General features: G+C 61.3%; 27 protein-coding genes. 17 read left to right on the forward strand and 10 right to left on the reverse strand.

Features of this window, described 5'->3' with window-relative positions; translation table 11 throughout:
- Complete coding sequence (locus tag B9A97_RS08790) at nucleotides 1-597, forward strand: DNA-3-methyladenine glycosylase (RefSeq protein WP_084364843.1); 597 nt, start codon at nucleotides 1-3, stop codon at nucleotides 595-597.
- On the opposite strand, the gene B9A97_RS08795 is transcribed toward B9A97_RS08790, so the two are convergent.
- Together B9A97_RS08795 and B9A97_RS29765 are read right to left on the reverse strand one after the other, a co-directional pair.
- Nucleotides 554-1,537, reverse strand: a complete 984-nt coding sequence (locus B9A97_RS08795; protein WP_084364845.1) for an NAD(P)/FAD-dependent oxidoreductase — start codon at nucleotides 1,535-1,537, stop codon at nucleotides 554-556. The genes B9A97_RS08790 and B9A97_RS08795 overlap by 44 nt on opposite strands.
- A 45-nt stretch (nucleotides 1,538-1,582) precedes the next feature.
- Nucleotides 1,583-2,029: a DUF3429 domain-containing protein gene (locus B9A97_RS29765; RefSeq protein ID WP_179145250.1), complete on the reverse strand. Its 447-nt coding sequence runs from the start codon at nucleotides 2,027-2,029 to the stop codon at nucleotides 1,583-1,585.
- A 360-nt stretch (nucleotides 2,030-2,389) separates the two neighbouring features.
- Here B9A97_RS29765 and B9A97_RS08805 point away from each other — a divergent pair, with 360 nt between their 5' ends.
- Nucleotides 2,390-2,623: a DUF2934 domain-containing protein gene (locus B9A97_RS08805; protein ID WP_084364848.1), complete on the forward strand. Its 234-nt coding sequence runs from the start codon at nucleotides 2,390-2,392 to the stop codon at nucleotides 2,621-2,623.
- 59 nt (nucleotides 2,624-2,682) lie between these two features.
- On the forward strand, nucleotides 2,683-4,134 hold the full coding sequence (gene glgA, locus B9A97_RS08810) for a glycogen synthase GlgA (protein ID WP_084364850.1): 1,452 nt from the start codon (nucleotides 2,683-2,685) through the stop codon (nucleotides 4,132-4,134).
- A 28-nt stretch (nucleotides 4,135-4,162) separates the two neighbouring features.
- Here glgA and B9A97_RS08815 read toward each other — a convergent pair whose 3' ends face one another.
- From B9A97_RS08815 to B9A97_RS29345, 7 genes are all read right to left on the reverse strand, one after another.
- Entirely contained in the window at nucleotides 4,163-4,417 is a 255-nt protein-coding gene (locus tag B9A97_RS08815) for a hypothetical protein (protein ID WP_084364852.1), read from the reverse strand.
- A 62-nt stretch (nucleotides 4,418-4,479) separates the two neighbouring features.
- Entirely contained in the window at nucleotides 4,480-5,136 is a 657-nt protein-coding gene (locus B9A97_RS08820) for a helix-turn-helix domain-containing protein (protein ID WP_084364854.1), read from the reverse strand.
- A gap of 90 nt (nucleotides 5,137-5,226) precedes the next feature.
- Nucleotides 5,227-5,856: a response regulator FixJ gene (fixJ, locus tag B9A97_RS08825; protein ID WP_179145255.1), complete on the reverse strand. Its 630-nt coding sequence runs from the start codon at nucleotides 5,854-5,856 to the stop codon at nucleotides 5,227-5,229.
- Entirely contained in the window at nucleotides 5,852-7,360 is a 1,509-nt protein-coding gene (locus B9A97_RS08830) for a PAS domain S-box protein (RefSeq protein WP_084364858.1), read from the reverse strand. Before B9A97_RS08830 ends, fixJ begins: the two co-directional genes overlap by 5 nt.
- Nucleotides 7,361-7,535: 175 nt before the next feature.
- Entirely contained in the window at nucleotides 7,536-8,219 is a 684-nt protein-coding gene (locus B9A97_RS08835) for an NnrU family protein (RefSeq protein ID WP_084364860.1), read from the reverse strand.
- Nucleotides 8,216-8,692 (reverse strand): hemerythrin domain-containing protein, encoded by a 477-nt coding sequence (locus B9A97_RS08840; RefSeq protein WP_084364862.1) that lies wholly within the window; start codon nucleotides 8,690-8,692, stop codon nucleotides 8,216-8,218. Before B9A97_RS08840 ends, B9A97_RS08835 begins: the two co-directional genes overlap by 4 nt.
- A 12-nt stretch (nucleotides 8,693-8,704) precedes the next feature.
- On the reverse strand, nucleotides 8,705-8,860 hold the full coding sequence (locus B9A97_RS29345; protein ID WP_143530374.1) for a hypothetical protein: 156 nt from the start codon (nucleotides 8,858-8,860) through the stop codon (nucleotides 8,705-8,707).
- A 120-nt stretch (nucleotides 8,861-8,980) separates the two neighbouring features.
- Between B9A97_RS29345 and B9A97_RS08845 the strand changes: the two genes are divergently transcribed.
- The 8 genes from B9A97_RS08845 to B9A97_RS08880 all read left to right on the forward strand — a co-directional run bounded on the left by B9A97_RS08845 (nucleotide 8,981) and on the right by B9A97_RS08880 (nucleotide 15,724).
- Nucleotides 8,981-9,523 carry a cytochrome c oxidase subunit 3 gene (locus B9A97_RS08845; RefSeq protein ID WP_084364864.1) on the forward strand — a complete coding sequence of 181 codons (543 nt, stop codon included), beginning with the start codon at nucleotides 8,981-8,983 and terminating at the stop codon, nucleotides 9,521-9,523.
- Nucleotides 9,524-9,530: 7 nt separating this feature from the next.
- A complete protein-coding gene (locus B9A97_RS08850; RefSeq protein WP_084364866.1) occupies nucleotides 9,531-9,806 on the forward strand; it encodes a cytochrome C oxidase subunit IV family protein in 276 nt (91 codons plus the stop codon).
- A 157-nt stretch (nucleotides 9,807-9,963) separates the two neighbouring features.
- The gene (locus tag B9A97_RS08855; RefSeq protein WP_084364868.1) at nucleotides 9,964-10,416 is read left to right on the forward strand and encodes a c-type cytochrome; all 453 of its coding nucleotides are present in this window, start codon (nucleotides 9,964-9,966) and stop codon (nucleotides 10,414-10,416) included.
- A gap of 26 nt (nucleotides 10,417-10,442) precedes the next feature.
- Nucleotides 10,443-11,789, forward strand: a complete 1,347-nt coding sequence (locus B9A97_RS08860; RefSeq protein ID WP_084364870.1) for a nitric-oxide reductase large subunit — start codon at nucleotides 10,443-10,445, stop codon at nucleotides 11,787-11,789.
- A 75-nt stretch (nucleotides 11,790-11,864) separates the two neighbouring features.
- Nucleotides 11,865-12,668, forward strand: a complete 804-nt coding sequence (locus B9A97_RS08865) for a CbbQ/NirQ/NorQ/GpvN family protein (protein ID WP_084364872.1) — start codon at nucleotides 11,865-11,867, stop codon at nucleotides 12,666-12,668.
- An 8-nt stretch (nucleotides 12,669-12,676) separates the two neighbouring features.
- Nucleotides 12,677-14,575 (forward strand): nitric oxide reductase activation protein NorD, encoded by a 1,899-nt coding sequence (locus tag B9A97_RS08870; RefSeq protein ID WP_084364874.1) that lies wholly within the window; start codon nucleotides 12,677-12,679, stop codon nucleotides 14,573-14,575.
- A gap of 223 nt (nucleotides 14,576-14,798) precedes the next feature.
- Entirely contained in the window at nucleotides 14,799-15,083 is a 285-nt protein-coding gene (locus B9A97_RS08875) for a DUF2249 domain-containing protein (protein WP_084364876.1), read from the forward strand.
- Between the two features lie 116 nt (nucleotides 15,084-15,199).
- Nucleotides 15,200-15,724, forward strand: a complete 525-nt coding sequence (locus B9A97_RS08880; protein WP_084364878.1) for a DUF2249 domain-containing protein — start codon at nucleotides 15,200-15,202, stop codon at nucleotides 15,722-15,724.
- On the opposite strand, the gene B9A97_RS08885 is transcribed toward B9A97_RS08880, so the two are convergent.
- Complete coding sequence (locus B9A97_RS08885) at nucleotides 15,715-16,923, reverse strand: NnrS family protein (RefSeq protein WP_179145251.1); 1,209 nt, start codon at nucleotides 16,921-16,923, stop codon at nucleotides 15,715-15,717. The two genes, B9A97_RS08880 and B9A97_RS08885, sit on opposite strands and share 10 nt — an antisense overlap.
- A gap of 248 nt (nucleotides 16,924-17,171) precedes the next feature.
- Here B9A97_RS08885 and nirK point away from each other — a divergent pair, with 248 nt between their 5' ends.
- From nirK to B9A97_RS08915, 6 genes are all read left to right on the forward strand, one after another.
- Nucleotides 17,172-18,311, forward strand: coding sequence for a copper-containing nitrite reductase (nirK, locus tag B9A97_RS08890; RefSeq protein ID WP_084364882.1), 1,140 nt, complete (start codon nucleotides 17,172-17,174; stop codon nucleotides 18,309-18,311).
- A 71-nt stretch (nucleotides 18,312-18,382) separates the two neighbouring features.
- On the forward strand, nucleotides 18,383-19,273 hold the full coding sequence (locus B9A97_RS08895; protein WP_084364884.1) for an SUMF1/EgtB/PvdO family nonheme iron enzyme: 891 nt from the start codon (nucleotides 18,383-18,385) through the stop codon (nucleotides 19,271-19,273).
- Nucleotides 19,274-19,377: 104 nt separating this feature from the next.
- On the forward strand, nucleotides 19,378-20,079 hold the full coding sequence (locus B9A97_RS08900) for a Crp/Fnr family transcriptional regulator (protein ID WP_084364886.1): 702 nt from the start codon (nucleotides 19,378-19,380) through the stop codon (nucleotides 20,077-20,079).
- A gap of 216 nt (nucleotides 20,080-20,295) precedes the next feature.
- Entirely contained in the window at nucleotides 20,296-20,742 is a 447-nt protein-coding gene (locus B9A97_RS08905; RefSeq protein WP_084364888.1) for a pseudoazurin, read from the forward strand.
- A gap of 456 nt (nucleotides 20,743-21,198) precedes the next feature.
- The gene (locus tag B9A97_RS08910; protein ID WP_179145252.1) at nucleotides 21,199-21,933 is read left to right on the forward strand and encodes a SapC family protein; all 735 of its coding nucleotides are present in this window, start codon (nucleotides 21,199-21,201) and stop codon (nucleotides 21,931-21,933) included.
- Complete coding sequence (locus B9A97_RS08915) at nucleotides 21,930-22,604, forward strand: hypothetical protein (RefSeq protein WP_084364892.1); 675 nt, start codon at nucleotides 21,930-21,932, stop codon at nucleotides 22,602-22,604. The genes B9A97_RS08910 and B9A97_RS08915 overlap by 4 nt, the downstream gene beginning before the upstream one ends.
- Nucleotides 22,605-22,628 lie beyond the last annotated feature (24 nt).

Genomic DNA, 22,628 nt, shown 5'->3' on the forward strand with positions numbered 1-22,628 from the left:
ATGTCCGTGGACCTGGCCTTCTTCAACCGGGATGCCGTGTCTGTCGCGGCGGAATTGCTTGGGGCGACTCTACTCGTGGAGGGGGTTGGCGGCGTCATCGTCGAGACCGAAGCCTATCGTCGCGATGACGAGGCGTCGCATAGCTTTCGCGGGCAGACCCCTCGCAACGCAGCTATGTTCGGCGCCCCTGGCGGGGTCTATGTCTACAGATCCTACGGCATTCATTGGTGCGTGAACATTGTCTGTGAGCCCAGAAGTGCGGTGCTGATCCGCGCGCTGCAACCCACTCACGGCATCAACGCCATGATGGTACGTCGCGGAACGGCAGATCAGCGCCGTCTTTGTGCGGGGCCGGGCAACCTATGCCAGGCCCTCAACGTCAACCTCGACATGAATGGCGCGTCGATCCTATCGGCGCCTTTTGCCCTCATCGCTCCAGCACTGAAACCGCCGCTTATTGCCTGTCCACGCATCGGCATCAGCAAGGCCATCGACCATCCCTGGCGCTTTGTGATTGCCGGCTCTGCCTATCTCAGCAAGCCGGTCCCGCGCTTCACGGCAAGTCTGCGAGGGCATGCGCAAGCTCCAACCCACTGACGAACGCGGCTTCTACCCGATTGCCGATGCACCAGTCGCCACACGCCGCGAGTCCCCGCTCGCGGTCGAGGATGAACGGTCGATCTAACGGTTTTGAGACATTCGCATATCGCCACCGATGGATCGTCACGTTTTCGGGCTGCGACAGTCCGGGAATGTCCACCACGGTAACGAGCGCAGCGTGAAGGTCGTCGCGGACGGCGTCCGGAGGCCTTTCGAGGTTTGCATCTGCCCACGCATTGTTCGAATGGAGGACGACGTGGCCGCTTTTCGCGCGTCCCGGCTTTGTGTCGTTGACCGCAAGCCAGCCAAGCACAGGATGATCGAAGCGCAATGGCTCATCCGGCAGGTCTTGCCCGGTTTTCACCGTCAGCATGAGCGTGAAACAACCTTGCATGGAAACCGATTGGCACGCTGCCATCTCAACAGGCCCGAGTGGCATCAAAGCAGCTGTTTGAGGTGCTGGCGCTGTCGATACGACCCAGTCGAATGGCCCGAGTGGTCCTTGATCCGTCTCGATCATCCAGGCTCCGGCCGTTCCGGCAATCCCTTTGACAGTCCGATTGAGCTGGATATCCAGCCCCTTGGCCCATGATTTGGCGAGCGCGGTCATGCCAGGGACGGCGATATAAGTTGGCCCGGATTGGGGGCGCTCATGGCGTCTCCCATCGGTTGCGATGCCAATGACCCGATCAGGCCATGGCTGAACGCTGCCATCGTCGATGTCCGCCGCAAGGGCCGATGCAAAACGGGGATCCCGGACCGTGAAATACTGCGCGCCGTGGTCAAAGCTGCCGTTCTCCGTCTGGCGTGTTGCCATGCGTCCACCGAGCCCGCGACTTTTCTCGATGACGGTGACGTCGGCATGGGGCTTTATCGTCCTGGCAAAGGTCAATCCGGCCATGCCGGCGCCAATAACTGCAATTCTAGGCCTGTTCATTGGGTTTCCCTCGGACGATCCGCACGGGGTTGGTGGGCTGCGGGCTTATGCGGCGCCAGAGACATAGAGGGATAGCGCGAAGACGACGTAAGCCAGCGCGACCACGATGGTAATCTTTTGGCGCAGCCTGAGATACCAGGAAAGCGACGGCTCGCCGCGCAACAGCACGGTATCCGCGATGAGGAGCATGATGAAGGCGGTAAACTGGACCGTTAGAGATACAATCACATTTGGCATGAGCGCGGCTGCCCATATCGCCAGCGCGACGATATTGCTCACGACAAGAAGCATCAGCGACGGGATTTCATCTCTCTGGGTCATGCCCCACAGCGCGCCGGCCATGAAACTCGCAATGACCATACCATAGGCCAGAAAGGCCCGCGTCGCCCAGTCCGGCTGCAGCCCTGACAGCATCAGGATCGAGGCGAGGTAGAACGGGGCCGCTCCTGCGAAAGTCAGGATGCGCGTGAGGGTGGTCGACGTTGTGGGCATGGGTATCTCCTTGCTGTCCATTACGTCAGCAGGCCCCACGCGGACCATCTGCGGTGCGGCGCGATCCGATTTTTTTGAAGCGATCGGGCAAGGACGTCTGACAAAGAGCAAAGCGCGCCCTAGATGGATTTTTGGCCGTCGGCACCTGACATTCGACAGACCCAACATCCTCTCCATCATTTCCGCATCTTGAAGGGAACAAAGCTCCGGGTTGTTCCGTTTAGCAGAGTTGCTTCTGCTGACGTGAAAGCGAAAGCGGGGGCTGTGGCGTGCAAAGAACGCCTCGGCTCGCTTCATCCTGCTTTAGCATTTCGAGCAGATGATGATGTAGAGATATGGGTTTGAAAGGGGTGGGTACTGATGTCTAATTTTGATGAATTGGTCAGCAAGGAGGCTTATCTTATCTGGCAGTCCGAAGGCTGCCCTTCCGGACAGCATGATCGCCATTGGGCCATGGCCGTCGAGCGCGTCCAGGCGCGCGCCAAAGCCGCCCGTGCACCGGTCATTCCTCTTTCGATCAAGCGTGTCGTTCTTTCCGCGCGCCCCAAACGCAAGCCCGGCCAGCCAGGCTGGACACTCGCCTCAGCTTCATGAGGGGCAAGTCGCCAAACTTTCCTCCCGTTTGCCTCCTTTGAAGCGTTGTCTGGCCAGTTATGAAGATTCTATCGGTTGTTTCGGAGGTCTTTCCCCTTATCAAGACGGGAGGTTTGGCTGACGTTGCGGGCGCCCTTCCCAAGGCCTTGGGCGCCCAAGGTATTGAGGTGGTCACCCTTGTGCCTGGCTACCCGCAGGTCCTGAAACGCTTGCAGGGCCGGACCGAGGTCGGCACGCTCCCAGACCTTCTCGGCCACGAAGCTCGTGTTTCCAGAGCGTCCCTCAACGGTCTCAATCTGCTGATCCTGGAAATCCCGGAGCTGTTCGAGCGATCGGGCGGACCCTATATATGTCCTGACGGCCGCGATCATCCCGATAATTGGCTGCGATTTGCCGTTCTGTCTCTCGCCGGCGCCTGCATCGCGCTTGGCCATCTGCCGCCGGAAAGCGCCGATATCGTCCATGCCCATGACTGGCAGACGGCATTGACGCCGGTCTATCTGCGATACCGGTTCCGCAGTTCGCTGCCGGTCATGTTCACCATCCACAATCTCGCATTCCAGGGCCAGTTCTCCCCCGAAATCGGTGATCGCCTTGGTCTCCCCGCGTCGGCCTTCGGCATCGATTGCCTCGAATATTATGGCGGAATTGGCTATCTCAAGGGCGGTCTGGTCACCTCTGATGTCGTGACCACCGTCAGTCCCACCTATGCGCGGGAGATCCTTGCAGCGGACTTGGGGATGGGGCTGGATGGCGTGCTACAGGCTCGGCGGACAGTACTCTATGGCATCGTCAACGGCATCGATACGGATATCTGGAACCCCGCAAGCGACCCGCTGATCCCAAGGCAATATGACGTCAGGTCCCTGTCCCGGCGCCATGCAAACCGCGCGGCGGTCCTTGCCCATGTGGGATTACCCGATAAAGGCGGGCCAGTCTTTGCGGCGCTGACCCGGCTCACCTGGCAGAAAGGTGCTGATATGTTTGCCGAGGCGGCGGAAGAGATCGTCGCCCATGGCGGACAGCTTGTCGTCTGTGGCCAGGGCGATCCGGACATAGAGGCGGAGTTGCGCAGCTGTGCGGCCCGGTTCCCGGAGCATGTCGGGGTGCATGTGGGCTATACGGAGCACCTGGCCCACCTGATCGTGTCTGGCTGTGATGTGCTTGTTCAACCCTCGCGCTTCGAGCCCTGTGGCCTGACCCAGCTCTACGGCATGCGCTACGGCGCCGTTCCACTGGTGGGCCGGACCGGCGGCTTGTCTGAAACCATCATCGATGCCAATGACGCCGCCATGGCGCGCGCCGTCGCCACGGGCTTCCAGTTCCACCCGATCGACGCCTTCGGCCTGCGCGAAGCGATTCGGCGCGCCTGCGATGCCTATCAGGACCGCGAGAGCTGGATCAACTTGCAGCGGCAGGCCATGAAAACGGACTTCTCATGGGAACGCAGTGCTGCTCAATATGCCCAGCTATTCGAAGCCATGCAGGCCGCCTGGGCTACGATCGAGTGAAGAAGTGCTGGCCGCCGCTTCTGCGGATCTAGCCGTCCGTCTGCTCTTGCAGGCTTGTCGCCATGGCCAGGCCTTGCTCGTCGCCGGCCATCTTCGCACTCTCGCTCTGTTCCCAGGGACGCCAATGGGTGGGGGACACATCCACCAGTTCGCGCGTCTCGGAGCGGACCCAGCCGGCAAGCGAGCGACGGCAGGGAAAAACGAGCGCGTGAGGACCATCGCCGTCAATGACCGCGATCTCCAGGTCGTGCCCGAAAGGGGCTTTGGTTATCGGTTTCCACATGATGCCACTGCACCGATAGAGCGTCCGATCCGTCGCTTCTGCCCGGTATCCCTTGTTTGTCCTCAACCCGCCATGCTCTGCAAAGTCTGCAATTTCACGATTTCGACGCTGCGAAGGCTCGGCATCAGGATAACCCCGCTTTTCTTGAGCCGCGACAAGGCGCGCGATACGGTTTCGATTGTCAGTCCCAGATAGTCGGCCATGTCGATGCGCGACATCGGCAATTCTATCGGCTGAAGGTCACCTTGGCGCTCGGACATATCCAGGAGGAACGCCGCGATTCTCTCCAGTGCATTCTGGCGACCGAGAACCAGCAGATGCTGCTGTGTCCGAACCAGGCTCTTGAGGGCGAGCGGCAGTAGTTCCGAAGCCATGTCGTTGCGGGCCGAGGTCAGGCGCAACGTGCTGATGCCGGTGCTGCACAGGGTCTCAGCAAAGAACTGATGGACCGTGTCCGTCTCGAAACCGAAAATTTCGCCGGTGAGATGAAAGGCCGATATCTGGCGACGACCATCCGAGAGCAGGCGATAGACCCGGACAGCGCCGAATTCGACCCTGTAGAGTTTGCCACAGCATTCGCCCTGCGCGAAGATTTCCGTCTCTGGGGGCAGGAACTGGACCGACGCAGGGCTGCCGCAAAAGGCAGTGACCGAAGCTTCCGACGCATGGCGCAGAGCCGATGCCGCCTGGAATGCCTGAGATGCGTGAACTTGAGCCATGACCGTCTCCCGATTTGACGGTCCAACAATCGCGCATTCAGAGACAAGGCGAAATTCGGTTCTATTCGTAAGGGAATATACGTAGTCCGCTCAGGGCCGGGCCGGCTGTCCCTCGATCAAGTTCATCGCGAGGGCCATCCGCACCAGTTCCGGCAGGCTGCGCGCCTGCATCTTGGCCATGATGTTGGCGCGGTGGACCTCCACCGTTCTTGGGCTGATCCCCAAGTCATAGGCGACCGTCTTGTTCGGCAGGCCGGAGACGACCGCAGCCATGACCTGGATCTCCCGCTCGCTGAGAAGACGATACCGCTCCTGCAGCGCACCGATATCGGCAATGACCTTGTCGGACTCGTCCAGCCGGCTTGCCGCTCGCTTGATGGCATCGATCAGCAGTTCGTCCTCGAAGGGTTTTTCGATGAAATCGACCGCGCCGGCTTTCATGGCTGCCACCGCCATGGGCACGTCACCCTGGCCGGTAATGACGATGGCGGGTATCGATTGGCCACGCTCGCGCAACTGTTCCAGCAGCTCGACACCGCTCATATCAGGCATACGCAGGTCCGTGACCAGGCACGCCTTGCTAAGGCCGGCCGCCGCTTCCAGGAAGCCGGTTGCGGAGCCGTGCACCCGCACGGTGAAGCCGACCGTGGTCAGCAGGAAAGCCAGCGATTTGCGGACAACCTCTTCGTCATCCACCACGTGAACGACATAGCTATCAATGTTCATCTGCCGTCTCTTTTTCTACCGAGGGAAGCGAGAACCGGAAGGTGGCTCCGCCGACGTCATTGCCCTGGGCCAGGATCTGCCCGCCATGGGCCTCGATGATCCGCTTGGATATCGAAAGGCCTATGCCCATCCCGCTCGTTTTGCTGGTGACGAAGGGCTGGAACAGCCTTTCGCCGATCTCGTCGGATATCCCCGGACCTGTATCGGCCACCTGGATCCAGACGAAGCCCTGATCGTCCTCCGATGTCTGCACAACAAGTTCCCTGACCGGACTGTCGCGCATCGCCTCGAGGGCATTGCGCATCAAGTTGATCAATACCTGCTGGATCTGGACCCTGTCCACCAGTACCAAATCCGTATCCCGGGAGAACTCGAACACGGTCCGGACGCCCTGTTCCCGCGATCCAACCAGTGCGAGCGCGCCCGCCTCTTCGATGAGCTTGCGAACGTCCTCCCGCGACTTTTCCGTCTCACCCCGGGTGACGAATTCGCGGAGGTGGCGAATGATTTCGCCCGCGCGGAGCGATTGCCGCGCCGTCTCCGCCAAGGCGTCCCGCACTTGCTCGGCTTTGGGGTCCGTCGTATCGGCCAGCAGGCGAACGCAGCCTTGCGTGTAATTGGCGATTGTCGCCAGGGGCTGATTGAGCTCATGCGCGAGGGTGGAGGCCATTTCGCCCAGTTCGTTGAGGCGCGCCAGTCGGGCCAGTTCGCTCTGGATTTCCTGAAGGCGTGCGGCGGATTCCTCGCGCTCCGTCAGGTCCCGGATAAAGCCTGTAAAAAATCGGCCTGCAGGCGATGTCATCTCGCCGACGGAGAGCTTCATTGGGAAGGTAGAGCCGTCCTTGCGCCGGCCGACGACCACGCGGTCGACGCCGATGATCCGTTTCTCGCCCGTCGTCATATATCGGCCCATATAGCGATCATGTTCGCTGTGGTACGGCTCCGGCATCAGGATATCGACATTGCGGCCCACCACTTCTTCTTCCGTATAGCCGAATTGACGGATCGCGGCGGCGCTGAACGACGATATGCGACCGCGCTCGTCGATCACGACGGTTGCGTCGGGCACTGTGTCGAGGATGGAACGAAGATGGGCCTCACGGGACTTCAGGGCGATTTCCGTTTCGTCCAGGACGCGCCGCGCGCCATGCAGCATTTCGCCCATCCAGACGATGGTCAGGCCCACCAGGACAAAGACGAAGACCTGCACCCAGGCGGCATTCGCAACACCGGCGATGAAGATGGCGCCAGCCATCGAGAGGACCAGTGACAATAGCCCCGGGCCGAAACCTCCGGCCACGGCCACGATCAGAAGCACTGGAACAAACAGGATGAAGATCGGAGCTTCGCCCAGCACCGGCCTCAGCGCCAGCCGCAGCGAAAAGACCAGCGTCACGGCGACGACAGCGAGCACATAACCGGCTGCGCCCTCGAAGCGGCTGGAAAAAACGGCCCTAATGAACCGGTTCTGCACTCCTGGCATACTCCAAGTCGACATTTTGAGCATCCGATGTGAACTTCGCCCATTAGTTGTTCACATAGCCGGAAATTGACCAATGTCAAAGACGCCTCGGTGATTTCCTTCTGGAAAACAAGCCAAGGCATGTTTGGCGTCTCTTTGACCGCGTTCGCGGCGCGTCCGGTAGGGTTCTGCGGCTGTGGGAGGCGCATGATCAGTATCCGGCGGCGCTCAGCGGATCTGCACCAAACAGGGTGGCGTGACCGCTCGTCAGGAGCCATCCGGTGATAGCTGCGGTGATGCAAAGGGCGAGGATCATAGGTGTATCGACGCTGGGGCGGCTGCGGCCGGAAAATATGGCGGCGAAGGGGACAAGCGATGTCGTGGCCGCGACTTCGGACCATCCGTTGCCCAGCCTGCGCCGGGCGCGCCTATCCAGCACCACAAGGCCAGCCACCGAAAACATGCCGAGCCCGCCGAAGAGAATGAGCGAACGCAGATCGCCGTTGGGCGCAAGATGGCCAAGCGACCAGAGGATGAAGCCCCATAGCACGGGGTGGCGGGTGACGGCGGTGATCGCCCCCCATTGCTGGCCGCCCCGCAGGGTGACGGATGCTGGATTGGCGCTGAAGAGACCCGCCAGCACCAGGAACAGCCCCGCTGGCGCTGAAACAAGCGTGACCTGCGCCTGCCATGCCGCTGCATCCCAAAGAGGAATGTAGTCGCTGCTCAGGGCGGCCTTCAGCACCCAGAGCATGACGATGATCGAGACCGCCGAATAGGTGGCCAGATAGGTTTTCCTGCCGACGGAGGCGATGATGACGGCCCGAGCCTGGGGCATGGCTGGCAGCGAATGCAGCAACAGGAAGACCGCGAGGGACACGAGCAATTCGGTCACGCCAGCATCTCCCGGCCCTCGGCCTCGGCCACCAGCAGGCTTTCCAAAATCAGTTGCTCGGCCGAGATGTGGCGCCGGAGGCATTCCTGGAAACCCCGGAGCATGGAAGACACGACGGGGAATGCCAGCTTGCAGCGCCCCCTCCACAGGGATTGAAGCGTCAGGGACAGCTCTTCTGCGGCCCGATGATCGCAGCGATGTTCGGCCTTCAGCTTTTCGATCATCATGGCTGCGAAGCAGGAGCCGGCATTGCGGTCGAAATCGGGAAAGAAGATCCGCTCTTCGAACTCCTGGGCCACGGCGAGCAGCGGCAATATCCGCTCGGTCGTCTCGAACAGGTCCTGCGGCACGCGGCCGTCATCAAGCTCCGCTGCGGCTTCTTCCAGCTGGATGCACAGGCTGAGCAGCCGCTGATGGTAGCGCTCCAGGCGGGCGACGTCTTCGGCAGTCAGGCAAGCATGGGCTTCCGGCATCGAAACCTCCTCCTACTGGCCAAGAAACAGCACGGTCGCAATGGCCACTGATGCCGCAACGGCCGACAAGGCGCCGCCTCGCTGCAACACACCCATTCGGTAAAGGGTCAGCGCGAAGGCGATGATGACGGGTGTTGCCACCAGTAGGCCGATTTGGGCGTCTGTCATGGTCTGGGCTCCATTTCACTGGGATGGACCTTGAACCAACTTTCCCCCTCCTTCTTTGCGGCCGCGCAAAGTAGCCCGCGATTGCTTCGCTTAGGACTGTCGCCATCAGGGAGAACCGATATGGCGATTGTTGTTCAAGGCAATGCGGGTGAAGACGACCGGCTTTTGTTGTGGGTGCTGGTGTGGAGCGAGTTGATCGCCTTTGGCATCCTGCTGGTGTCGTTCCTGGTTGTTTCCAGCGTCAATGCGCAAGCCTTCGAGCTGGCGCGTTTGCATTTAAGCCCGGGCCTGGCGGCCGCCAATACAATGGTGCTGCTGTCGAGCGGCTATCTGGCGGCGGTCGCGCTGCGCCGCCGGCAGGATGTCGTCCGTGTCCGGCGGCCCCTGGCCATCGCCGCGGTGCTGGGCCTGGTCTTCGTTGCGATCAAGTGCATCGAATATACAGGGGAAATCCGTTTTGCCGCGGATGCGACGCTTTCGACCTTCTTCGAGCTCTATTTCATCATCACCGGCTTTCACCTGCTGCATGTGATCTTTGGTTCCCTGCTGCTGGCGCTCGTCGCCTGGCGGCCGATGCCGGGAAATGTGGTGCTGATCGCCACGCTTTGGCACGCCATCGATCTGGTGTGGCTCGTCATGTTCCCCATTCTCTATCTCGCGTGAGGCTGTCATGACCCGCAGGGACCGTGAGGAACTACTTGGTATCCTGATGCTGCTTCTGGTGCTCGCAACCGGCAGCGCGATCGTCTCAGCCCTCGCGGGCCCGACGGTCGTACCGATTGCGGCCGTGCTGCTGATGGCCTTCGTCAAGAGCCGGTTCGTCATCCTCGATTTTCTGGAGCTGCGCAGCGCCCATGCCGGACTGCGCAACGCCGTGCTGGCCTGGCCCGTCGGGCTTCTTTCGCTGGCACTGGTGAAATGGATCGCGCTGGCCGTGCTGGGCTAGAGACTGCCGTCTTGTTTGCACAAGCGCAAAGAAGGCTTTTTCCATCTCGCTACAACGTGATTGTCCCGCACTGCAGGCGAGGGGATCGCCGGCAAGAAAATCCGGCGGGGGATTTTATGCCGCCTCTCGAATGGCCGGCGACTGAAAGGACGAAGGTATGGCAGAGCGCCTGACCAAGACCGGGGCACGCAACGTCTTCTACGGCGGCTCCGTGTTCTTCTTTGCGATATTCGTGGGGCTCACCGCCCACAGCCACTACTACATGCGGACCACATCCACTGACGAGACGACGCTGACCGACAGCGTGGCCCGCGGCAAGCATGTCTGGGAAAAGAATGCCTGCATCAATTGCCACACATTGCTGGGCGAGGGCGCCTATTTCGCGCCCGAACTCGGCAATGTCTGGACCCGCTGGGGCGGCGCCGAAGATCGCGATGGCGCGCGTGAAACCCTGCGCTCCTGGATGGCGGCGCAACCGAGCGGCATCGAAGGCCGTCGGCAGATGCCGCAATTCCACCTGACCGACGAGGAAGTCAACGACCTCGCCGACTTCCTGGAATGGACCAGCAAGATCAAGACCCAGAACTGGCCGCCGAACGAGGCGGGCTGAGCCGACGTGACCCAAGGAGACTTGCCATGAAATATCAAACCCAGAAGGTCGCGATGCTGTATTTCTACGGCGCGCTCGGCCTGTTCCTCGCCCAGGTGCTGTTCGGCGTGCTGGCCGGCACCATTTATGTTCTGCCCAACACGCTGTCGGAGCTTCTGCCCTTCAACATCGTGCGCATGATCCATACCAACGCACTGATCGTCTGGCTTCTCATGGGCTTCATGGGATCGACCTATTACCTCCTTCCGGAGGAAGCGGAGACGGAACTATACTCGCCGAAGCTGGCGATCGCGCAGTTCTGGATCTTTCTGGTCGCCGCTGCCGTCGCCGTCGTGGGCTATCTGTTCCACATCCATGAGGGGCGCGAATTTCTCGAGCAGCCCTTCGCCATCAAGGTCGGCATCGTCATCGTCGCGTTGATGTTCCTCTTCAACGTCACCATGACGACGCTCAAGGGGCGAAAGACCGTCGTTACCAACATCCTGATCTTCGGGCTGTGGGGCGTGGCGATCTTCTTCCTGTTCGCCTTCTACAATCCGATCAACCTCGCGCTCGACAAGATGTATTGGTGGTATGTCGTGCATCTTTGGGTCGAAGGCGTGTGGGAACTGATCATGGCCTCCGTGCTCGCCTTCCTGATGATCAAGCTCAACGGCATCGACCGCGAAGTGGTGGAGAAGTGGCTCTATGTCATCGTCGGCCTCGCCCTGTTTTCGGGCATCCTGGGCACAGGCCACCACTATTACTGGATCGGCGCCCCGGGCTACTGGCAGTGGATCGGCTCGCTGTTCTCCACGCTTGAGGTCGCGCCCTTCTTCACCATGGTGATCTTCACCTTCGTGATGACCTGGAAAGCCGGCCGCAAGCACCCGAACCGGGCGGCACTTCTCTGGTCGATCGGTTGCTCGGTCATGGCCTTCTTCGGTGCCGGCGTCTGGGGCTTCCTGCACACCCTGTCCTCGGTGAACTATTACACCCATGGCACGCAGGTGACAGCGGCCCACGGCCACCTCGCCTTCTTCGGTGCCTATGTCATGCTGAACCTCGCTGTCATGGCCTATGCCGTGCCGGAAATCCGCAGCCGGGCGCCGTTCAACCAGTGGCTTTCGATCGTCAGCTTCTGGATGATGTGCACGGCCATGTCGGTCATGACCTTCGCGCTGACCTTTGCCGGCGTGCTGCAGGTGCACCTGCAACGCATCCTGGGCGAGAGCTACATGGCGGTCCAGGATCAACTGGCCTTCTTCTACTGGATCCGCCTTGGCTCCGGCGTCTTCGTGCTGATCTCGGCGCTGATGTTCATCTGGGCGATCCTGGTGCCCGGAAAGACCCGTGATGTCGTGCCCGCGGCCCTGGCCCAGCCGGCCGAGTGATCCCACGATGTTCGGTGACGGTTAGCCGTCACCGAACCCCGCTTCCCCGAACCCGCACTTCATCGAGGCACCCCCATGAACCTCATGCTTCGCCATCCGCTTCCCGAAATTCCCGCCTATGCCCCGGTCGGAAACGAATGCGCCCTGTTCGAAACCGCCTGGACGCGGCAGCTGCCGCTGCTTCTCAAGGGGCCGACGGGCTGCGGCAAGACGCGTTTCGTCAGCCATATGGCGGCGAAGCTAGGCCTGCCGCTGACCACCGTATCCTGCCATGACGATCTTGCCGCTGCCGATCTCACGGGTCGCTATCTGCTGAAAGGCGGAGAGACGATCTGGATCGACGGACCGCTGACGCGGGCCGTCCGGGACGGCGGTGTTTGCTATCTCGACGAAGTCGTCGAGGCGCGCAAGGACGTGGCCGTCGTTCTGCATCCCCTGACCGACGACCGACGCATCCTGCCGCTGGAACGAACCGGCGAGGAATTGGCGGCACCGCCTTCCTTCATGCTCGTGGTCTCCTACAATCCCGGCTATCAGAACCTCTTGAAGGCGTTGAAGCCCTCCACACGCCAGCGTTTCGTGGCGATCGAGTTCGATTTCCTGCCGAGGGATCGCGAGATCGAAGTGGTCTCCGCCGAAAGCGGCCTGCCGCCTTCCAAGGTGGAGCCACTGGTGGTGCTGGCGCAGCGCCTGCGCGCCCTGAAGGGCCACGACCTGGAAGAGGGCGTGTCGACCCGTTTGCTGGTCTATTGCGCCAGCCTCATCGATGCCGGTCTGCCGGCCAGGGATGCGGTGCGCTCGGCTATGATCGAGCCGTTGACGGACGAGCCTGACATCCGGGCCGCCCTGTTTGAACTCGCCAATGCGGTGATCCGCTGAGAACCTCCATGCTGGACTTCCTGGAACTCGAAGAGACGGTCGGCCGGATGTGGCACGGCCTGGCCGGTGACACTCGAACCTGGCCGCGATACCCGTCGGAGGCCGTCCGGTTGGAGGATATTCAGCCCATGCTTGCCCCTCTGTTTCGGGGTCTTGGCGGCGAAAGCACGGTGCAGATCGTGCCGGCGCGCGGGCGAGCGTCCTCGCACCGGCTGAAGCTCAGGCAGAAGCTGGGGCTCGGCGAGGAGAAGCTGACGCAGCCTTGCCGGGACGATGCCTCGCTGCTGCTGCCGCCCGTGCTGGATCTCCTGCCGCAGCGGCGCTTAAACCGCGATCTCTATATCTGGCTTGCCGCCGTCCTGGCGGTGATGCCACGGGAGCCGATCGCCTGTGCCGATCCGCTCCTGACCGATCTCGCCCGGATCGACCGTGCCGAAAGCAATGTTGCAAGGGTTCTTGAAGCCTTTCCGGGCCTTGCCACCCTCTATGCCGATCTGTGCGCGGCGCTTCTTACCGCGCGAGGACGTGGCAAGCTGCCCCGCGTGGAAGACCTGGTCGAGCGGCGGGTTGTTGATCTCCTGAGGGCCGGCAGCGGTCTGGCGCCGCTCCATGCCCATGAGACATTCCCCGACCGCGCGCCGCCCGGCTATCTGCCGATGTTGCCTGTGCCGCTATGGCCCGACGCCTTGCTGCGCGAGACTTGCGAGCCGCGCCGAGAGGAAGATCAGCCATCATCTCAGAGCAAGGGCGACGGGCAGGCGGGGGGACGGCATATCGCCGTGCGGGAGAAGGATTCCCAGCAGCGCGGAGAGCGCAGCCCCTTCATTCTGAACCGGTTCGAAAAGATCCTGGCCATGGTGGAGATGGTCAATGTCGACAGGCCCAGCGACGACAGCGACGATCATGACGCGACCGCCGCAGACGAACTCGATGAAATGACGCTCGGCGAACGCAAGGGAAGGCCTTCGGCGCGCTTTCGCTTTGATCTCGACCTGCCGCCCGAGGCCGTTGACCCGACGGCGCTGAAGGCAGACCTGACCTATCCGGAATGGGATTATCGCCGCGGCGCCTATCTCAAGGACCATTGCCGCGTGGTTGCCGCCACGGCGCCCGACGGTGACGCCGCTGAGGAAATGGGGGCGGAGACCCGGCGCCTCGTCCGCAGTGTCCTTCGCCAGTTCGAAGTCATGAGACCGAAACATGAATTGCTGCGGGCCCAGGCCGATGGAGCAGACCTCGACCTCGACGCCGTGGTCCGCAGCCGGGTCGACTTTGCCGCGGGCGGGGAATGTTCCGACCGCATCTACCTTGCAAGCCGCCCACAGGCCCATGACCTCGCGGTGACGCTGCTGGTCGACGTTTCCTTGTCCACCGACGCCTGGTTCGACAACCTGCGGGTTCTGGATGTCGAAAAGGAAGCCTTGACCGTTCTGGCCGAGGGCTTATCGGCCTGCGGTGATAACCATTCGATCCTGACCTTCACTTCGCGCCGTCGCAACTGGGTCCGTGTGGACACCGTGAAGAGCTTTGACGAACCGATGGGGCCTGCCGTGCGGCGCCGGATCGCTGCGCTGAAGCCGGGCTACTACACCCGCATCGGTGCCGCGGTCCGTCACGCTACCGCCGAGCTATTGAAACAGCCGAACCGGCGGCAGCTGCTGCTGGTGCTGACGGACGGCAAGCCCAACGATGTCGACCACTATGAGGGACGGTTTGCGCTGGAAGACAGCCGGCGTGCCGTCATGGAAGCACGGCGCAAGGGTGTCCGCGTCTTCGGCGTGACCATCGACAGCGATGCGAAGTCCTATTTTCCCGCCGTCTTCGGACAACACGGATTTGCCGTGGTTCCAAAAATCGGCAGATTGCCGGCCGCCCTGCCGGCGATCTACCGCAGTCTCGTCGGTTAGGGGTCCGACGAGACCTGATGGAAAGGCCCGACGCACCGGTCAATTCACGGGAGTCGGGCCTTTCCTGTTTTATCGCCGTCCATCAGGCGCCGTCAGACCTTGGTGCAAGATGCATCTTCTTTGTTGCGCGACAACGTTTCCCAGCGGCCGAAGACTTACACATGCAAGGCTACCTGTTGGTGGCGATACTTCCCTTGATCGATCCAAGAAGGACCAGAGCTGCATGACTTTGACTGTTGACCAGATGCCTTCCATTGACGTTCGCGATATTCCTCACGGTGAACGTCATCCCCGAATCTTCGGCATGCTCAATTCGCTGGCGCCAGGAGGCGCTGTTCTGCTGACCGTGGATCATGATCCGGTGCCGCTGCGCTATCACCTCGAGAGCATGTTTTCGGGAATGTTCGGCTGGGAGTATCTGCAGCGGGGACCGGATCTCTGGCGGGTGGAAATCGCCCGGCTGAAGCATGACGGATGCAACTGCAATTGTGGCGGCGGTCATTCGTAGATCGAGATTGGATGCGGCTCGCCGTCATCAGGTTTGCCAGACGAACAGCCGCACTCCACATTGCCGGATGATACGGATACAATCCGCTTCGATCCGCATGTTCAAGGAGAACGGGAATGGCTCAGATCTTCAGGGAACTCGATGTGCGACCGATCCTGCGTGGCGGCGGAGAGCCGTTCCCCGCCATCATGGAGGCGGTCAAATCCCTTGGTCCAGGAGAGGGCCTGAGGCTGATCGCCACCTTTCGTCCCGATCCGCTGTTCACCGTCATGGATCGGCGCGGTTTTGTCGGCGAGGCCAATCCCCTGGGAGATGGCGACTGGGAGGTGCATTTTTCTCCTAGGGCAAAAGAGGTGGCGGACGTTCGCTTGTCGATGGGCGCCGAAGAGGCTGCTGCCTGGCCCGACCCGCTGTGGCAGCTCGATCTCACCACCCTGGAGGCGCCCGAGCCCATGGAAAAAGTTCTGTCCCGGACCGAGCTGATGGAGCCAGGAGAGGTGCTTTTTGCGGTGTTTTCCAGGGAGCCTGTGTTTCTGATGCCGGAACTGGAACGCCGCGGGCACCAGTGGGTGGGCAATTACGATGAGGCCGGCTCGGCCTATCGGATGTTGATCCGGATCGGGGACCTCGATCATTCCTGACCGCGCGCTTGCCGTCTGGTGCTCACAAGCAGCGGGCCGAATTCAACAAGGAACAGGCCAAAGGCAAGAAGCCAGGCCAGCCCTGCCGCCATCACCAGGAAGCCGCCAACCGACGGGATGATATCCGCCAGGGGACGGAGAACGGCTGTGAGAAACAACGATACGTGCGATAGTGCGGTCAGCCCAGAGGCTTGCAGCGGCCTGCCCGTGTGGCCGAGCGTCGAGCGGGTCATCACCACGAGCATCATGCCGGCCACGGCGCCCACGCCGAAGAGATGCAGCACCGACGGTGGGGCGACGTAACCCAGCGCGGAGGCGCAGACGCCGAACAATCCCAGCGGCAAGCAGGCATAGGCCACGTGCAGCGCAAGGACCAGGGGCGTGCGGAAGGTTGCCGCTCCCTTCCACCGGGAAAGACGGATCGCGTGGAGGCTGCCTGCGACACAGGCGGCCGTGGCCGTCACGGCAGTCTCGGGGGCTAGGGTCCAGGCAAGCAAGGCGACGAGACCGACCATCACCGCGGCTTTGTCAAACCGGCCCTGGCTTGCCGGAAAGTTTTGGCTGCCCTGCCGGTTGAGCCAGTTGCGTGTGAAGCTCGGGACCATCATCCCGCCGATCACGCTGATCAGCAGAAGGTAGACCGACAGCGCGAGGCGGGTAGCTATGCCGGTGTCTCCCGTCGTCATGCCGGTCCAGTGGTGGAGCGTATTGGCCAAAGTCAGGGCCAGAAGCGCCGCAACCGCTTTCAGGTCCTTCCATTTGCGCCCCGCGACAACCTCCCGCAGGCAGATCATCAGCAGCACCGGCAGGAATAGCCAGTCGATGGCCGCCGATAGCGGATAGGACGCCGCCGAAAGCGACATCGCCAGGCGGCCTGCGCACCATAGGCCCCAAAGCGCCATCAGGGGAGGGCCCGATACCGGTAGCTGTCCCGTCCAATTGGGAACTGAGGTCAGCAGGTAGCCGCACAAGACCGCAGGCGCAAAGCCGAACAGCATCTCATGGGCGTGCCACGCTGCCGCACCGGCCTCCCCGCCAAGGGAGATCCGGCCTGACAGCGCAAGCAGCCACAGGATCATCTCCAGGACAGCCCAGATGGCGGCGCTGAGATAAAACGGGCGAAAACCATAGGAAAAAAGGGTCGGCCCCGTCTGAGCGGGGCCACGCGGAATGCCGCCGGGCGGACGTTGTCTGGGCATCGGACTTCCTTTCTGTCGAGCCGGTACCCCCCTATGCCGCTTTGCGCCTGCGTTCATTGCGAAAGTGCAAGTCCAAGTATTGTTTTGATTGAGATCAAATTTCTTTTGCGAATTATCGTTTGGGACAGAATGACGCAGGGGTCGTCATGAGTTCTTTGTGCTGGCGCAAAATAGAAATTCCGAAACCGATGTAAAAACCAGATCAACGGAGCAAATTCGGCTCCGCATCTTGGAAAGGAGATACTCCTATGTCTGATAGCTTCAATCTCACCCGCCGCAATATGCTGACTGGCGTTGCAATCGCCGGCGCCCTCGCTCCCGTTCTTGCCGCATCCGTTGCCAAGGCCGAAGGCGGCGACATCAAGACCAATGCCGCAGCCACGGCAACCGATATCGCGAAACTGGAACGGGTAAAGGTTGAACTGGCACGTCCCCCCTTCGTGCACACCCATAGCCAGAAGGCGACGGGTGCCTCGAAGGTGGTCGAATTCAAGCTCACCATCCAGGAAAAGAAGATCATCGTCGATGACGAGGGCACCGAAGTCCATGCCATGACCTTCGACGGCTCGGTTCCCGGACCGCTGATGGTGGTGCATCAGGACGATTACGTCGAGCTGACCCTGGTCAACCCCGACACCAACAGCCTGCAGCACAATATTGACTTCCACTCGGCGACTGGCGGGCTTGGCGGCGGTGCGCTGACCGTGGTCAATCCCGGCGAGACGGCGGTGCTGCGCTTCAAGGCCACCAAGGCCGGCGTTTTCGTCTACCATTGCGCACCTCCCGGCATGGTGCCTTGGCACGTTACCTCGGGCATGAACGGTGCCATCATGGTGCTGCCGCGCGACGGCCTGAAGGACCACAAGGGTAACGATCTGGTCTACGACAAGGTCTATTATATCGGCGAGCAGGATTTCTATGTTCCGAAGGACGAGCAGGGCAATTTCAAGAAGTATGAAAGCGCCGGCGATGCCTATCCTGACGTGCTTGAAGTGATGAAGACACTGACCCCCACGCACATCGTCTTCAACGGCGCCAAGGGTGCCCTGACCGGCGAAAATGCGATGACGGCAAAAGTCGGCGAGCGCGTCCTCATAGTCCATTCGCAGGCCAATCGCGACACCCGCCCGCACCTGATCGGCGGCCATGGCGACTATGTTTGGGCCACCGGCAAGTTCGCCAATCCTCCGGAGCTTGACCAGGAAACCTGGTTCATCCCTGGCGGTGCAGCCGGTGCGGCCTACTACACCTTCCAGCAGCCCGGCATCTACGCCTATGTCAACCACAACCTGATCGAAGCGTTTGAGCTGGGTGCAGCCGCCCACTTCAAGGTTACCGGTCCGTGGAATGACGATCTGATGACCGCGGTGGTCGCGCCCAACGGTTGATCGCGATGATTTCGGTGCGCGCCCGGCCTCGTCGGGCACGCGCCTCCTTTCATTCCCCAAGGAATGCGGCCATGGCCACCTCGAGCATTCTCCCCGATTTCCTGTCATCAACGGCATCCCTGTTCGTCCCGATCGCGCTGATCGGCGTCCTCTCCGGCGCCCTGGCGGTGCAGACAAGGCTCGTTGATCTTTCTCCTCCTGCGATGCCCGGACCACTGGTGATCACCGTGCCGGCAGGTTCATTTGACTACCGCGAATTCGGCGAATTCTACCGCGATGGCTATGCCGTCGATGGACCCAAGACCCGCCGGGAGATGGCGGCAGTCACCATCATGAAATTCCAGGTCGGCGCCACAGACTACGACCAATGCGTCGCAGAGCAGGCATGCCTGCCCAGGGATGCCGAGGCTAGCCCGGGTGACGACCTGCCCGTCACCGGCGTCAGCCATGACGACGCCGTGCAATATGCGGCCTGGCTCTCGGAAAAGACCGGCGACGTCTGGCGGTTGCCTAAGGATGTCGAACTGGCCTATGCGGCTGGCTCCAAAGTTCTCGATGATGCTTTAGGCGTCGATGGCGACAGCAGAAACCCGGCTCTGCGCTGGCTTGCGGATTACGAGCGCGAGGCCGCCCGCAAGGCCTCCCGCGTCCCGGAACCCCAGCCCTTCGGTCACTTCGGCGAGAGCGAGCATGGATTGTCCGATTTCGGCGGCAATGTCTGGGAATGGACGGCGTCCTGCAATCGGCGCGTCGATCTGGCAGGGCGTGCTTCATCGGCAGCGATTTCGGACGCCTGCGGCGTCTATATTGCCGCCGGCAAGCACCGGGCGCCGCTCAGTTCCTTCGTGCGCGATCCCAAGGGTGGCGGATGCGCTGTTGGCACCCCGCCCGATAATGTCGGCTTCAGGCTTGTGAAAGACACGCGCTGGTTTGCGCCTCTGCTCTATGCTGTCGGGCGCTAGCAATGTAATCTGCAGGGAATCCTCCTGTTGAAGTGGACAGGGCGGATCGGCGGCCTTTCCCTTGGATTGATCGCATGTGTCGATGCAATTGCAGGGAGAGTGACTTGAAAATCGACCGAACCGTCATCAAGTCGCTACCGCTGTTCGACCGCATGCAGGATGACGAACTCGATCGTCTGTTGCAGCACGCCTCCTCAAGGCGCGTGCCCCAGGGTGAAACGGTGTTCGAGCAGGGATCGCCGGCGCTCAGTTTCTATCTGCTTCTGCATGGCCGCCTGAAGGTGACGCAGGTGACGCCGGATGGACAGCAGATCATCGTGCGCGTGGTCCATCCGGGCGATCTCTTCGGTTTTGCCAAGGCCCTGCAGCGGCCGGATTATCCCGGAACCGCCATCGCCGCCGCCGAAAGCGTGACGCTCGGCTGGCCCACGGATCTCTGGCCCAACTTCGTGGAGCACAATCCGCGTCTGGCCGTCAGCGCCATGCAGACGATCGGCCAGCGGCTGGAAGAAGCCCATATGCGCATCCGGGAAATGTCGACCCAGGAAGTGGAGCGGCGGGTAGCGCACACCATCCTGCGGCTGGCGCGCAAGGCGGGTCGCCGGGAAGAAACCGGCATTCGCATCGATTTTCCCATTTCCCGCCAGGATATCGCCGAGATGACCGGCACCACCCTGCACACCGTGTCTCGCATTCTCAGCGCCTGGGAGGGCAAGGGGCTGGTCGAGGGCGGGCGGCAGAAGCTGCTCGTCAAGGATGCGGCCGCTCTCGAGGAACTGGCCGAGGCGGTGAAGGAGCGGAACTAGAGCATGTCGCGCAAAAGTGTGCAGCGGTTTTGCGACCACGACATGCGGAAAAACTAGGGATTAAAGCGTGTAAGCCAAACTGGAAGATCGCGACGCGCTTTAGCCCACCGTCGCCAATTGCGGTTTGTTGTTTGATATGCCTCAAAGAAAAGATGAGCGTTTGCGCCTACTTCTTGATCCAACGGAACACGGTGTTCCCAGTCAAGGAGACAGACCATGAAAAGCCTTATCGCGAAACTTGTTGCCGCAGCCGTCGTTACGGCCGTCCTGCCGGCTCTGGCTCAGGCCGCCGATTTCGAAGTGCATATGCTGAACAAGGGCGCACAGGGCGCCATGGTCTTCGAGCCGGCCGGCCTGAAGATCGCACCCGGCGACACCGTGACCTTCGTGCCGACGGACAAGAGCCACAATGCCGAATCCATCAAGGGCATGATCCCGGACGGCGCTGCCGAGTTCAAAGGCAAGATGAGCGAGTCGATCAAGGTGACCTTCGATGTGCCCGGCCTCTACGGCGTAAAATGCTCGCCCCATGTCGGCATGGGCATGGTCGCCGCGATCCTGGTCGGCGACGCGCCGGCTGCCAATCAGGCGGCATTCGATGCGGAAAAGCTGCCCAAGAAGGCACGCGAACGTATTGACGCGGCTGTCGCCGCCGTCAAGTAACTGCCGCGCATCCCTCCCTCGGCCTCGAAGAACACTCTTCGGGGCCGATTTCGTTTGTGGCTCAGCAATCTCAATCCGGCCTGTGACCACACCGTTTTGCCATCGGTCACTGAAGCGACGACCCACCTATAGACCATGTACCACACACAAGCTGAGACCGCGCCGATGGCCGGCTTTTCAGTATTTCAGGGCCGGTGACGCCGGTTAACCTTAAGCCGGACCACAAGAATTCACCCAATAATAATTGGACTGCCGTTGTTGACCAAAAAGGGTCGACTTCGTAGCTTTCGACTTAACAAAGCGACCACCAGTTGCGCCGTTCTGGCAACGGCCGACCGGTTGCGCATGTTATCCGGTCGCAAGACAGGCCGGCAGAAAGCAGTCAGATCAGGCAGGGCAGCCGGCGCATCACGTATGCGCCGAATGATGTCGTGCGGCTGGAAAACAGGTAGGACCATGACACGAGAAAATCCGCTCTTTTATCGCAACATCGTTCCTCTCGATCGCAGCAGGCACAAGCTTGCGCGACTGGAAAGCCCAAGCCGTCCCTATGGCTTTGCAGAGGGCACGCAGTTCATTCCCGCGGTCACGGATGAGTTTTCGGCCGCGTGCCGTGAACTGGTCATTCTGTTCCTGCCCGGCACGCAGCGGCTCAACGCGGTCTTCGTTGTCGGCCTTTCCGCCGGGCAGAACCTGCTCGTGACACAGGAAGGCTTGTGGGATGGCAGCTATGTGCCGGCATTCCTGCGGCGCTACCCGTTCATCCGCGGCGACATCGAAGGTGCCGACCCAATCATCTGCATCGACCAGGATTTCGAGGGGCTGAACGAGGAGCGAGGCGAAGCCTTCTTCACCGATGACGAACAGACAGCCTACCTCAACAACCAGGTCGGCCTGGTCAATGCCTATTACGAGGCCAGCCGTCGCTCCGAGGAGTTCTGCGAGACGATCCAGAGCATGGGTCTGCTGAAGTCCGTCACGATTGACGTACGGTCGCAAGGTGCGGCCACATCGGTGCATGGCCTGTTCTCCATCGACGAGGAGAAACTGAACGCCCTGTCTTCGAAGGAGTTCGACAAGCTTCGCAAGGCCGGACACCTTCCGGCGATCTATGCGCAGTTGATCAGCATGGGCTCCGTTGGCCGGTTGAGCGCGAAGTTTGACGCCGCACGCAAAGGACTGGACGCATGAGAAAGCACCCTATCGCCGGGCTGATCGCAGCCGCGCTTTGCATCATGCCGCTGCATGCTATCGCCGCCACCGAAGCCCCCAAGACCACGGCAGCCAATCCTGCGGCCGCGCCTGCCGTTCAGCCTGTCGACCTCACCGGCTTCCGGTCGGCGCAGTTCGGCATGGATGAAGCGGCTGTGCGCGCGGCCATCAAGGCGGATTTTGGCAAGGACATAGCCGACCGTATCCAGGAGCAGGAAAACGCCGCCGAAAAGACGAAGCTTTTCAACGTCCTCGTGCCGGATCTGTTCGAGGGCGCGGGCACCGGCAGCGTCTCTTATGTGTTTGGCTACAAGTCCAAGAAGCTGATCCAGGTGGTGTTGCTGTGGTCGGCGCAGACGGATACCGCGCTCAATCCAGACCGGCTTCTTTCCAATGCCAATGTGTTGCAGGGCTATTTCAACGGTCAGGGCTACCTGCCGCAAACGGTCGTCAGCGGCGCGGCGGTGGATGCGGGCATCATCATGTTCCGCGGGACTGACAAGGACGACAACACCGCGATGCTCCTCCTGCAGGGCACCTATACCGGCGAAGGCACTCAGAAGAACCTGACGCCCAATGCTCTGGTGCTCTACTACATCAACGACGCCAAGAAACCTGACGTGTTCAAGATAGAAACGGGCAAGTTCTGAGATGATGACCGGCGGGAAAAACAA

This window comes from Rhizobium sp. RU36D (genome assembly GCF_900176345.1).
Lineage (GTDB): Bacteria > Pseudomonadota > Alphaproteobacteria > Rhizobiales > Rhizobiaceae > Allorhizobium.

What these genes read in the sequence shown, in the direction of transcription:
- glgA (WP_084364850.1), top strand. Translation starts at nt 2,683, where the DNA reads ATGAAGATTCTATCGGTTGTTTCGGAGGTCTTTCCCCTTATCAAGACG.
- B9A97_RS08880 (WP_084364878.1), top strand. Translation starts at nt 15,200, where the DNA reads ATGGCTCAGATCTTCAGGGAACTCGATGTGCGACCGATCCTGCGTGGC.
- B9A97_RS08915 (WP_084364892.1), top strand. Translation starts at nt 21,930, where the DNA reads ATGAGAAAGCACCCTATCGCCGGGCTGATCGCAGCCGCGCTTTGCATC.
- B9A97_RS08870 (WP_084364874.1), top strand. Translation starts at nt 12,677, where the DNA reads ATGCTGGACTTCCTGGAACTCGAAGAGACGGTCGGCCGGATGTGGCAC.
- B9A97_RS08805 (WP_084364848.1), top strand. Translation starts at nt 2,390, where the DNA reads ATGTCTAATTTTGATGAATTGGTCAGCAAGGAGGCTTATCTTATCTGG.
- B9A97_RS08830 (WP_084364858.1), bottom strand. Translation starts at nt 7,360, where the DNA reads ATGTCGACTTGGAGTATGCCAGGAGTGCAGAACCGGTTCATTAGGGCC.
- B9A97_RS08910 (WP_179145252.1), top strand. Translation starts at nt 21,199, where the DNA reads ATGACACGAGAAAATCCGCTCTTTTATCGCAACATCGTTCCTCTCGAT.
- B9A97_RS29765 (WP_179145250.1), bottom strand. Translation starts at nt 2,029, where the DNA reads ATGCCCACAACGTCGACCACCCTCACGCGCATCCTGACTTTCGCAGGA.
- B9A97_RS08885 (WP_179145251.1), bottom strand. Translation starts at nt 16,923, where the DNA reads ATGCCCAGACAACGTCCGCCCGGCGGCATTCCGCGTGGCCCCGCTCAG.
- B9A97_RS08850 (WP_084364866.1), top strand. Translation starts at nt 9,531, where the DNA reads ATGACCCGCAGGGACCGTGAGGAACTACTTGGTATCCTGATGCTGCTT.
- B9A97_RS08840 (WP_084364862.1), bottom strand. Translation starts at nt 8,692, where the DNA reads ATGCCGGAAGCCCATGCTTGCCTGACTGCCGAAGACGTCGCCCGCCTG.
- B9A97_RS29345 (WP_143530374.1), bottom strand. Translation starts at nt 8,860, where the DNA reads ATGACAGACGCCCAAATCGGCCTACTGGTGGCAACACCCGTCATCATC.
- B9A97_RS08795 (WP_084364845.1), bottom strand. Translation starts at nt 1,537, where the DNA reads ATGAACAGGCCTAGAATTGCAGTTATTGGCGCCGGCATGGCCGGATTG.
- B9A97_RS08820 (WP_084364854.1), bottom strand. Translation starts at nt 5,136, where the DNA reads ATGGCTCAAGTTCACGCATCTCAGGCATTCCAGGCGGCATCGGCTCTG.
- B9A97_RS08815 (WP_084364852.1), bottom strand. Translation starts at nt 4,417, where the DNA reads ATGTGGAAACCGATAACCAAAGCCCCTTTCGGGCACGACCTGGAGATC.
- B9A97_RS08895 (WP_084364884.1), top strand. Translation starts at nt 18,383, where the DNA reads ATGGCCACCTCGAGCATTCTCCCCGATTTCCTGTCATCAACGGCATCC.
- B9A97_RS08860 (WP_084364870.1), top strand. Translation starts at nt 10,443, where the DNA reads ATGAAATATCAAACCCAGAAGGTCGCGATGCTGTATTTCTACGGCGCG.
- B9A97_RS08845 (WP_084364864.1), top strand. Translation starts at nt 8,981, where the DNA reads ATGGCGATTGTTGTTCAAGGCAATGCGGGTGAAGACGACCGGCTTTTG.
- B9A97_RS08875 (WP_084364876.1), top strand. Translation starts at nt 14,799, where the DNA reads ATGACTTTGACTGTTGACCAGATGCCTTCCATTGACGTTCGCGATATT.
- B9A97_RS08865 (WP_084364872.1), top strand. Translation starts at nt 11,865, where the DNA reads ATGAACCTCATGCTTCGCCATCCGCTTCCCGAAATTCCCGCCTATGCC.
- B9A97_RS08855 (WP_084364868.1), top strand. Translation starts at nt 9,964, where the DNA reads ATGGCAGAGCGCCTGACCAAGACCGGGGCACGCAACGTCTTCTACGGC.
- nirK (WP_084364882.1), top strand. Translation starts at nt 17,172, where the DNA reads ATGTCTGATAGCTTCAATCTCACCCGCCGCAATATGCTGACTGGCGTT.
- B9A97_RS08905 (WP_084364888.1), top strand. Translation starts at nt 20,296, where the DNA reads ATGAAAAGCCTTATCGCGAAACTTGTTGCCGCAGCCGTCGTTACGGCC.
- B9A97_RS08790 (WP_084364843.1), top strand. Translation starts at nt 1, where the DNA reads ATGTCCGTGGACCTGGCCTTCTTCAACCGGGATGCCGTGTCTGTCGCG.